The following is a 10,985-nucleotide window of genomic DNA, read 5'->3' on the forward strand; positions in this document are numbered from 1 at the left end:
TTCATCGAGATCATCAGTACAATGTTTTAGAGGGTGTTTTCCGAACATATGAAGAAACTGCCTTTTTGAAAGCCAATCACAGCTGCATCTTCTACTCCACTATTAAAATTCGTGCAAAAATCAACCAAAAAGTGAGCAAGTGTAGTCTTCGAGCTTTCCTCTTTGAGTGTAACTGGGTCAAAAGGATAATATTGTTACCTTTGTTCTTGTATCCTTGGCTTTTCCCAGCTTCTTGCCAATGCGATCGCATAAGTTAGGGACGATAAAATCAAATTATTGACAAAATACCCAATATTCACTCTCAAATGAGGGATTTTGAGCTAGTCAATAACTAACTAAGATTACTCGTCAAATCCAATGGATTATATTTTTACCAGTCTGCTTGTATGCTATTTGCTATTCCATCTCGCTACAAGAGCCAACAGCAGAGTCTGTATCAAGTACTAAATATCCTAATATGGCGCTGTTGATGAGGTTTGCTACTGATTTTTGAAACTAATTATCTACTTTATGGATTTTTTATCCTTTTATATGGGTATATGAACCCGCACCATAAGCTAATGTTAAATAGGTGCAATAGCAGGCGCTGTTTCATGGCAACAAGTGGAGCCATTTTGCATTTGTCAATTTTGATTTTATTTGAGAGCAGTAGCCATGAAGATACTTCCTATTAATCGATACAGGTTTTATCAGTCATTACAGCCGTTATTTTTGTTGAAGAAAATAACTAGTAAGTCTACTACCGGTTGTTTGCAAGTTTTTACAGCTTCGGGTTCTTGGTCAATATATGTGGAGGAGGGTAAATTAATTTATGCGTGCTGTACAGAAAAAATGTTTGAGCTGCTTTACAAACACTTGCAGCGTTTAAGTCAAAAAATACCTACTCTCCACAATGGCATCAAAGAGCAATTGCGGGCAATTTTTGAAACTGGGATTGAGAATCAAGCAATACCAAATCCAGATTATCTAGGTATTTGCTGGTTAGTTAATCAGAAATATCTTACTCCATCTCAAGCTGGGATATTGGTGGAACAATTGGCTTTAGAAGTTTTAGAGTCGTTTTTGCTGCTCAAAGAGGGGAGTTATGAATTTACTCCAGAAAGCTTTTTGGATGAAATGCCAAAGTTTTGTCGTTTGGATATGCGCTTGTTAGTCGAACGTTGTCAAAAGCGATCGCATCATGCATCTATTCCTAATGGAAAAACAGAATCTAGCGTTGACACAACAGCATCACAGCCAGACGCTTTTGGACGACGCCATCTAAATCATCAATCAGCTTCAGAATTTGCTCTTACTCCCCGACAACAAACTTCCCAGAGGATATCTAAGGGCGAAGGTAAATCAAATCCTGGACAACAGCATCTCCATGTTGTCCCCCCAACTCAGCAACCATTGCCTAAACCAAGGCAGAATAACGTATTACCTCATCCTGTCAGTCAGAACAACAGTAGCCGTCCTTTAATTTCTCAACCAAATGCTGAGAAAAAAGTTTACACTGTCTTCTGTATTGATGACAGTCCTACTGTGATCAATGCTATTAGGAAATTCTTAGATGATCAAATGTTTTCTGTTATGGGCATTAACGATCCACTCAAGGCTCTAATGCAAATTATTCGCCTCAAACCAGATTTGATTTTACTAGATATTGAAATGCCTAACTTGGATGGTTATGAATTGTGTTCATTAGTACGGAAACATTCTCACTTTAAAGATACACCTATAATTATGATTACAGGTAGAACAGGTTTTATTGATAAAGCTAGAGCAAAACTTGTGAGGGCATCAGGCTATTTAAGTAAACCTTTTACACAGGCAGATTTACTCAAAGAACTATTTCAACACATTAAGTAGCTGTACAAAAATTCAGGATGAATTGTAGATGCACAAACTATCGTGTCATCTTCTCTTTTCTGCAACATATAATTAGTTATACCATTTGAAATTTTGGATTGAGAATGCTTTGTGCTTCTGGCTTAATTTCAATCCATGCGTCGCGATGATTTTTTAAATTGGTATTACTACAAAAATATAGGAAGCAAAACCAAACCAATTATCTCTATGCAATCATTTTTTGCTTCCTCAAACTAGATTGATTTTTACTAGCTTTTATTAAGATAAAAAAGCAAAAATCAGATATTAATAAGGTTTGTTAAACAAGCATTTTGTCATTTTTATTTGTAGTTATATTTCCGCCGTTATATGCTAATAAATCTCAACATTGATATACGTATGAGCTAATAACAGGCAGAGATTTTTCAAAGTTTAATGCTTCATTTCAGAATCTCAAAATTGCCCGATAATTCCGAGCAGGGTACAGAAAGCGGATTTATTCCACGAATAAATCCAAAATCCAAAATTGTCTGACTTACTTAACCTTCTGAGCATAGAGATAACTTAATGGTTAACAGAATTAATTCCGAACCGAAAAACAGTGGTTATCATCGGCGCACATTTAGAACTTCGTCCGAAACAGAAACTGTACTTCAGCGCCGAAATTATTCTCTCTATTCTCCTATCAATAGTGTTATAGCATGGGCAAAACAAGTTAGTTTCCGCACCAAAGCCATCGCCTTTGCTGTTGCGATTTCCACACTACCAACCTTGGGAGTGGGAGCTATGACATATTACTTAGTCAATCAATCTCTCATCAAAGAAATTAGTAATATCAAACAAACTAGCGCCCGCAATTTGGCAGATAATATTGAGCGATTTATGCTGAAACGATATCAAGAAATTCAGCTATTCGCTAACCAAAAATTTCTGACTGACTCCAAACTCAAAGATAGTTTAGATGCCGAAAATAAAGTAGCACGGCTCAATAACTTGCAAGATATCTATCAAATCTATGAAAGCATTGCTGTTGTAGATCTCAATGGTAATGTGTTTTTACAAACCCAAGGTGAATCACTTCCTAATCAAAAAAATCAGGAATATTTTCAAGCGGTTCTGAAAACCAATAAGCCATATATTAGCCAGCCATTGATCACTACAAATATAGAAAAATCAAAAATTTATTTGGCTGCACCAGTTAAAGATAGTATCACGAATAAAACTGTTTATATTGTCCAAGCAGTTGTATCGATACAATCTTTAGGGCAAACACTCAATAAGCTTTCCAGAATTAACGATGAGTACCAATTAATAGATCCTGCGGGTAAGATTTTTTTGGCAACTGATCCCAATCACTTGGGTAGAGATGCTCAAAAAGTTATTCCCAAATGGGATAAATTACAAACATCGCAGCAAGTAGTAACACGTATATTACGAGATCGCAAAGGTAAAGCCGAAGATTTAACAACCTTTGTTCCTTGGCAAAAAACAGCAGGTTTACCAGACTTAAATTGGCAATTAGTCTTGAGTACAGACAAAGCGATCGCTTTGGGAACACAAAGACAATTATTATTGGCATTAGTTGTGGGAACGGTTGTGACGGCCTTATTAGTGGGTGCGATCGCTGCTATTTTAGCCAACCGTCTGACTCTACCAATCCAAAATGCCACAATGGTGGTGAAAAAACTAGCTAGAGGTAATTTTGACAGCCGTATTCATGTCCAAGGAGAAGATGAATTTGCTACCTTGGGAGCCAGTATTAACCGCATGGCTGATCAACTACAAGACTTGCTCAACAAACAAAAAATCGAAGCCGAACGCCTGAAGATGTTTACAAATATTCTCACAGTACTTCGGCAATCACTTAATTGCGAGGATTTATTTAATACCACAGTTGTAGAAGCCAGACAAGCACTAGGAGCGCATCGAGTTGTTGTCTATCACTTTAATCCCCACGGTAGGGGACAAGTGATCGCTGAGTCTGTGGCGCCTGGATTACCAGTAACTTTGGGTGACACCATTGAAGACACCTCGATTGCTAGGCAATTGGTGGAAACCTACACAACCAACGGTATTCTGATCGCCAACAACATCTTTGAGACAGACTTGGTTTCCGAACATCTGAGATTAATGGAAAGACTACAAGTCAAGGCGATATTAGCGATACCGATTCTCAAAGACAATCAAATCTTTGGCTTTTTGATTGCTCATTACTGCTGGGCGCCCCATGTTTGGCAACCTTTTGAAATTAATTTCTTGCGACAGTTAGCAGTTCAAGTGGGGCTGGCTTTAGAACGAGTACATTTACTCGAAGTTAGCCAAGTACTCAAAGATTTTGCCATCCATTTATCTGGAACTTTCAATTCTCAGGAAATCTACAACTTAGCAGTTCAAGATATCCGTAAAGCCTTAAAAGTAGATCGTGTCGTCATCTGTAAATTTGATGAAAATTGGCAAGGTAGTATTTTAGCCGAGTCTGTAGTTGAAGGTTTGCCTGGCGTAGAACAAAGATGGAATGAAGCTGCTGTGCAAGATTACAGAGAAAAGCATCGCCAAGGTGGTGTACTGGCTGCTAACAATATTTATCAAGCAGGTTTTTCGGAAGTTTACGTCAAACAGTTAGAATCTTTTGCAGTCAAAGCGCATCTAGAAGCACCGATTTTGTTGGGTGGTAATTTACTGGGCTTGTTAATTGCCCACCAATGTACCAGAACTCGCGTTTGGCAACAAGCAGAAATTGAGTTATTCGAGCAATTCGCCAGATTAATCGGACTGGCTTTAGAAAGAGCTAATCTTTTAGAACAAAGTGAAAAAGCTTCCGAACAGCAACGTCAGCAAGCAGAACAACTGCAAGAACAACTCAACAGACTTTTAGATGATGTTGTGGGAGCCAAAAGAGGCGATTTAACGGTACATGTAGAAGTTAGCAAAGGCGAAATCGGTGCGATCGCAGACTTTTGTAACTTCATTGTCGAGAGCTTGCGCGAAATTGTCATCCAAGTTAAAGCAGCTGCTACGCAATTAAATAGTGCGATCGCAGAAAATTCAGGAGTAATCAGCCAACTCGCCATTGACACATTCAAACAAACCCAGGAAATAGATCGTTCTCTTGATGTTGTTGATCAAATCCGGCTTTCCATCAAAGGGGTAGCCAAAAATGCTAGATTAGCTACAGCAGTTGCTCGTACAGCCTCTCCTACCGCCGAAATTGGCGACGCTGCGATGGATCTCACCGTCGAAAATATCTTTAGCCTGCGGGATTCAATGGGAGAAACAGCTATAAAAATCAAGCGTTTAGGAGACTACTCGCAACATATTACTCGCTTGGCTTCTTTAATTAAACAAATCTCCTTACAAACTAACTTGTTAGCAATCAATGCTGGAATTGAAACAAGTCGCGTGGGTAGAGATAGTGATGCTTTGATTTCTTTTTCTGAAGAAGTAGCTGCGCTGGCAACTGAAAGTGCTACAGTCACAGGTGAAATTGAAGGAATCGCCGCTAATATTAACCTAGAAGTTAGGGAAGTTGTCAAGACAATAGAATTAGGAAGTGATCAGGTAATAGAAGTAACTCATTTGGTTGAAGATAGCAAATACAGCTTAAATCAAATGCTCAATGTTTGTTACCAAGTTGACGAATTAGTACAGTCAATCTCTCTAGCCACAGTCTCTCAAGTGCAAACTTCTAAAGAAGTCATTCATTTAATGAAAGAAATTGCGAAAGTATCTGAAATGACTGGTGGTTCCTATCGCAAAGTATCCGCTTCTCTGCAAAAAACCTTAGAAATTTACCAACAGTTACAAGCAAGTGTTCGTAGTTTCAAAGTTTAAGTAAACAAGACCGATCCAGATCCCCGACTTCACAAAAGTTGTCGGGGTTCTTGTTGTTCAAATAAGTTAAACATTTAATTAAGAAAAATTAAAAAGATAAATAATGAAAATTGAACAATATTTGACAGTTTTATTTTAATTACTAATTTATAGTTGAGTAACTCCTGAGTAAACATTATTTGCCAATTAATTCGGAATTAATAATATCTACGATAGCTGTTGTTTGTCTACATAGCTTAGAGGTTGTTTGAAAAGTGATTGGCTGTAATTTTAATTACATTATTACCCCCCTTAATCCCCCCTTATAAAGGGGGGAAACAAGAGAAATCCGGTTCCCTCCCCTTTACAAGGGGAGGGTTAGGGTGGGGTAAAAAATATTTGATACATCAATCATGACTTTTCAAATATCCTCTTAGACATATAGTCTTGTTTTTAATTCTGGATTCCGCATTCACCATGTATTCCCTTGTATTTGGTATCAAAAATAATTCCAGCTATGTTAAAAAATAGGGAACTAGAAAACCAGACAAAGTTTCTGGAAGAAGCCAACGGTAATTTGAATACCCTAGAATCTATATTTTTGCAATTAAACTCTCAGTGTCAAAGCTATTCGCCAACGATTGATTTAGCCCTCCAAAAAATCCATTTTATCAAAGCTGGTGCAGAGCTTCTAGGCTTTCCTTTGCTTAGTAATTTTGCTCATCGTTTAGAAGATGCGCTACAAATTTTAAAAAAGCAGACTAACTTTTTAGAAATTGACAGCGAGTTACATAGTTTACTATTATCCGGTGTTGAATGGTTACGTCAGATAGTGGAATTACTTTCTGTTGGCTATGTTATGGATGAACAATGGTTAGTAAGTTTTTGTTTTCCAGTCTTTGAGGAATTAAAAAAGCATGTGAGTGAGCAAAATTTGGCAAATAACAAGACACAACATCCACCATATAACGAACTGGAAGACATCATAGTATTAATTTTTCAAACTGAGGTTGAAGAATACTTACAACACCTCAAATCTTTATTAGCTAAGATAGACAAGTCTAATTTAAAATCAGAAGTCATCATCATAGCTACTCAGTTGGATGATTTGGGAGAACTACTGAATTTAAAAGCATTTACTCAGCTTTGTCGGTCAGTAATACAACACTTGAAAGAAAGTGCATCCTATGCAGATGTAACAGAAATTGCTCAATTAGCCTTATTGACATGGCAGCGATCGCAAACATTGATACTGACAAGACAATTTGAGCAATTACCCACTGAAATTGTGACTAACTCAGATAAAAAAGTTAATATTTTTGAGGAATTTACAGTATCAGAATCGTTGTTCCAAAACGACAATGTCAAAACAAGTAAAAAGTAAAAAGTAAAAAGTAAAAAGTAAAAAGAAAGATTCCCACTGATAAATCTGTGGGCTTGAAAAAAGGACACCTTTTACCTTGCACTACGTGTCTCGGTAAAATTATGAGTGTTTAAGTGGGCTTGATACCCACAACTGAAGTTTTTTATGAGTGCCTTTTAACTTTTTACTTTTTACTTTTAACTTGGAGCGAAGCGACTGTAAATAAGATTGATCATAACGGACGATAACCAGATAAAATCTTGTGCATGTTCACCACCGATCCAATCACCATGATCGCAGGTGCTTCAAATCCAGATTGCTCAACTTGCTCTACAATTGTTCCCAATTCACCGATTAATTCTTCCTGATCTGGACGCGTACCCCAACGTACCAAAGCAATGGGAGTTTCCAGACTCAACCCCGCCTTTATTAACTCTTCGGTAATATAAGCCAGATTGTGAATTCCCATGTATATTACTATCGTTTCCGAACCGTGAGCGATCGCACTCCAATTCACAGTTGGTCGATACTTCCCTGCTGTCTCATGACCAGTAACAAATGTCACCGAAGAACTATACAATCGATGAGTCAAAGGAATACCTGTGTAGGCTGGAGCAGCAATTCCCGATGTAATACCTGGCACAACCTCCACACTTACTCCTGCTAGCAACAATTCTTCCATCTCTTCGCCACCGCGACCAAAAACAAAAGGGTCGCCCCCCTTCAACCGCACAATGATCGCATGTTCTTGGGCTTTCTCAATCATTAACTGCGTCGTTTCTTCCTGCATCAAAGAATGACGTCCTCGGCGCTTACCAGCATTAATTCTTTCAGCTTGGGGATTAATCATTTCTAGAATTGCGGGACTAACCAAAGCATCATAAATAACAACATCTGCACACTCCAACAATCCCTTACCCTTGAGTGTCATCAACCCCGGATCTCCCGGTCCCGCACCAACTAAATAAACTTTTCCCAAACAATTTTTCCCCTCTTTCTTGGCGTCCTTGGCGTTTTGGCGGTTCATTCTTGGATCAAATCCCAAACTAAATCAGCTAATTCTGCACTTGCTCCTAGAGGTTCTGCTAATTGCAAATCCACATCAGGAAACTGTAATTGTAACTTTTCTGTTACTTGAGCGATCGCATCAGTTATTCCACCCGCGAATAAAAAGTATGGCAAAATTGCAATTTGCTTGTTTCCAAGATTGATCAACTCTTTGACTTTGACTTCTAAACTGGGAGGTACAGACCAATAAGCATTGACTGCACCTAAATTTTTTCCTATTGTTTCCACTGGCGTTTGCGAACCCGGACGGCGACTACCGTGGGCGATCAGAATTCTCGCCGTCGCTGTTGTAGTGGCGAATTGCTTTGCCAACAACAACTCTAAACCAGAGTGACTACCTAAATATGGTTGTAATTCTATCAAAATCTCTTGACTAAGAGCCTGTCTAGCCAACGCTACCTCAGTGGGAATATCATCCATCACATGTACCCCTGGGAGCAAAAATAATGGCACAACTTTCAGGCGAATCTTATCACAAGCAGCTGAATTTCTTACAAACTTGATGATCTGCTGATGCAAAGGTTCTGGGTTGAGTTCTAAACACGCTGTATCAACTACAATTTCAGATCCAACACTTTGGACTTGCTCAATTACCAGCCTTGCTAACTGCTGCATCGCAACTCCTGGGCGCGGATCTCGGCTACCGTGGGATACTAGTAAACATGCAGGCATCATTAGCAAAGGTACAATTTAATACATCTAGTTAATTTATTTTAGCAAATTCTAAATATTACTTTTATTATTTTTTGTTGGTTGTTGGTAGAAAAATAATTTTTCCAACAACCAACACACAACTAACACCAAATACTAATTAACTACGACTGCTTTTCGGCGACAGGATCAGCAATGTAACGGAAAGTTGGTTCAGAATTCCAAGGGCCACGCTCATCTTTGCCATTTGTGGACAAGTTGTAGTAAATATCAACCGTGCTATCAGGTTGGATATTCCCAAAGAATGGATCTGTTAATTTACCCAAAGAATCTAGTGCTTTCATAAACATTTGGGTGTGAGAGATTTCTCTAGTCAAAAGATGAACTAAAGTATTTTTACTACCTTCATCTGGTGCTAGTTTAATCAATGCTTCGTAAGTCTGACGCGCACCAGCTTCAGCAGCAATATCAGCTCTTAAATCGCGGACAACATCACCACCTTCATTGACGTAATTAGCATTCCAAGCAACACCTTGGCTATCTAGTAAATGTGGCCCCATACCCCGTACAGAAAACAAAGTACTTTTATAAGCTTCAGTTTGGTCAACATTTTTGGTATGAGCTTCGATGAGTTTACCCACCATTTCTAAATGACCAAACTCTTCTATTGCAATATCTTGCAGCATATCCCGAATTCCAGGGTTTTCACAGTGAAAAGACTGAGTCCAATATTGCAAAGCCGCCGTTAATTCACCTGTTGCACCACCAAACTGCTCTAAAAGTAATTGGGCAAAACGTGGATTAGCTTCTTTGACATTAACGGCATGAATTGTCTCTTTTTTATGAAAAAACATCGATTAGTTTCCTCTCTTGAAATTTTTGATTTGACATCAAAATAATGTGGATAAAGTGTTGATCAAAAATTTAACTGCTTCATCCACACACTAGATAATTACCAGTTGCAATATCTCACAACTAACTACTAGTATTTGCAAAAAATATGTTTGTGACGCTGCTCTATTTAATAATGTTAAACATTGCAGCAAGTCTTCACCTTCTCCTAAAGAATGACTTGCTGTTCAATTATTTCTAACTAAAGCTTTATTTCTTTCTGACAAAAACTTCATTAAAATCTAAAATCGTTATCTCAATCTCATAAGTAGGTTGGCACAAAAAAGCTAACTAGTGAGGATGCTCCTCAATACCTCATTGCTGTTCAGCCTTATAAGTGTAAAACTGGTCAAAAGCTCCCAGTGTCTCAAATTTATAACCAGGTGTAGAGGGTAAAACAGAGTCAACCCTCAATGCAGGTATTAAAGAATTCACATTTAAATCTGTACGATAAATACTAAAAACAATAAAATCTTGACGTTCGGTACTCTCAGCGATGATTTCTCGGATTTGCGGTTGGGCAGAATTTACTACCTGCCTGCAATTAAACTTTATGACATTTTCTAAAAATTTTGGAGTTTTTTTACAGACATTTGTGTTGAGATATTCTGTCAATCTTTGTGCTGCGTAATCTTCATATTCAACTTGATTGGGATTAGTCTGAGTCATTACTACTCCCAAGGCAGCTAGACCAAAGACTCCCACATATGTCATAATGTTCAGAAATCTCATTTTTTAAAGGGTAATTTGCTGTTGTCTTTAGACTCAAGATTACCTGAGTCCGTTCCTTGAAAAATTTTTGGATAAATTTCTCAAGGAAGTGCTATAATCAGAAACGCAATGGCGAGCGTAGCCAAGTGGTTAAGGCAGAGGATTGTGGTTCCTCCACTCGTGGGTTCGAGTCCCATCGTTCGCCCTCAGTAGTCAGCTACAGTATATGCTTAGTCGTACTAAGGTTGGCAAGATTTATAAGGGAAGATTAACTCAAATATCAGGTTTCTCTGATTGATATGTGGGTTTGTGTATTTATCTGTCCCCAAATAAAACTTTGATGACCTATATTTATTTGATAGTACAGGCTTCCAGATTACTCCAAAATCCAAAATCGTTCGACTGAGCGATCACGACGAAGTCTAAAATCCAAAATCGAATGACGGTGCGCTAGTAGTAGCATAGGAATTAAATTCAAGCGGTAATAAAAGCTTGAATTATTGGATTTGCTAATTCTAGTAGGATTAATTCTACCCGATCCACGTTCTAGCATTGGCGATCGCTAACCTAATAAATAAAGATAATTGTTGAATCTGCACACTGAAATAGGGGTACAGCCGGGATACGTGCAAAATGGGACACGTTGTAAAGTTTTGTAAAA

7 protein-coding genes and 1 tRNA gene are annotated in these 10,985 nt (G+C 38.1%); 4 read left to right on the top strand and 4 right to left on the bottom strand.

Annotation, left to right across the window (positions count from 1 at the left end; all coding sequences use genetic code 11):
- Window positions 1-654 precede the first annotated feature (654 nt).
- The 3 genes from AC5JMK_RS24335 (at window position 655) to AC5JMK_RS24345 (ending at window position 7,024) form a co-directional block, all read left to right on the top strand.
- Window positions 655-1,851, top strand: coding sequence for a response regulator (locus tag AC5JMK_RS24335; RefSeq protein ID WP_096677917.1), 1,197 nt, complete (start codon window positions 655-657; stop codon window positions 1,849-1,851).
- Window positions 1,852-2,397: 546 nt separating this feature from the next.
- Window positions 2,398-5,661: a GAF domain-containing protein gene (locus tag AC5JMK_RS24340; protein WP_495911210.1), complete on the top strand. Its 3,264-nt coding sequence runs from the start codon at window positions 2,398-2,400 to the stop codon at window positions 5,659-5,661.
- A gap of 496 nt (window positions 5,662-6,157) precedes the next feature.
- The gene (locus tag AC5JMK_RS24345; RefSeq protein ID WP_495911211.1) at window positions 6,158-7,024 is read left to right on the top strand and encodes an Hpt domain-containing protein; all 867 of its coding nucleotides are present in this window, start codon (window positions 6,158-6,160) and stop codon (window positions 7,022-7,024) included.
- 211 nt (window positions 7,025-7,235) lie between these two features.
- Here the strand turns inward: AC5JMK_RS24345 and cobA are convergent, their stop codons facing one another.
- The 4 genes from cobA to AC5JMK_RS24365 all read right to left on the bottom strand — a co-directional run bounded on the left by cobA (window position 7,236) and on the right by AC5JMK_RS24365 (window position 10,345).
- Window positions 7,236-8,030: a uroporphyrinogen-III C-methyltransferase gene (gene cobA, locus AC5JMK_RS24350; RefSeq protein ID WP_495911212.1), complete on the bottom strand. Its 795-nt coding sequence runs from the start codon at window positions 8,028-8,030 to the stop codon at window positions 7,236-7,238.
- Window positions 8,027-8,746, bottom strand: a complete 720-nt coding sequence (locus AC5JMK_RS24355; protein ID WP_096677925.1) for a sirohydrochlorin chelatase — start codon at window positions 8,744-8,746, stop codon at window positions 8,027-8,029. The genes cobA and AC5JMK_RS24355 overlap by 4 nt, the downstream gene beginning before the upstream one ends.
- Before the next feature lie 140 nt (window positions 8,747-8,886).
- Window positions 8,887-9,576 carry a manganese catalase family protein gene (locus AC5JMK_RS24360; RefSeq protein WP_096677926.1) on the bottom strand — a complete coding sequence of 230 codons (690 nt, stop codon included), beginning with the start codon at window positions 9,574-9,576 and terminating at the stop codon, window positions 8,887-8,889.
- Window positions 9,577-9,928: 352 nt separating this feature from the next.
- Window positions 9,929-10,345 carry a DUF4359 domain-containing protein gene (locus tag AC5JMK_RS24365; RefSeq protein WP_096677927.1) on the bottom strand — a complete coding sequence of 139 codons (417 nt, stop codon included), beginning with the start codon at window positions 10,343-10,345 and terminating at the stop codon, window positions 9,929-9,931.
- 111 nt (window positions 10,346-10,456) lie between these two features.
- Here AC5JMK_RS24365 and AC5JMK_RS24370 point away from each other — a divergent pair.
- Window positions 10,457-10,529 (top strand) — tRNA-His (locus AC5JMK_RS24370).
- Window positions 10,530-10,985 lie beyond the last annotated feature (456 nt).

The sequence above is a fragment of the Pelatocladus sp. genome (assembly GCF_059505505.1).

Bases quoted from the DNA above. Each gene is read 5' to 3' on its own strand.
- AC5JMK_RS24335 (WP_096677917.1), top strand. From the start codon at position 655: ATGAAGATACTTCCTATTAATCGATACAGGTTTTATCAGTCATTACAG.
- AC5JMK_RS24340 (WP_495911210.1), top strand. From the start codon at position 2,398: ATGGTTAACAGAATTAATTCCGAACCGAAAAACAGTGGTTATCATCGG.
- AC5JMK_RS24345 (WP_495911211.1), top strand. From the start codon at position 6,158: ATGTTAAAAAATAGGGAACTAGAAAACCAGACAAAGTTTCTGGAAGAA.
- cobA (WP_495911212.1), bottom strand. From the start codon at position 8,030: ATGAACCGCCAAAACGCCAAGGACGCCAAGAAAGAGGGGAAAAATTGT.
- AC5JMK_RS24355 (WP_096677925.1), bottom strand. From the start codon at position 8,746: ATGATGCCTGCATGTTTACTAGTATCCCACGGTAGCCGAGATCCGCGC.
- AC5JMK_RS24360 (WP_096677926.1), bottom strand. From the start codon at position 9,576: ATGTTTTTTCATAAAAAAGAGACAATTCATGCCGTTAATGTCAAAGAA.
- AC5JMK_RS24365 (WP_096677927.1), bottom strand. From the start codon at position 10,345: ATGAGATTTCTGAACATTATGACATATGTGGGAGTCTTTGGTCTAGCT.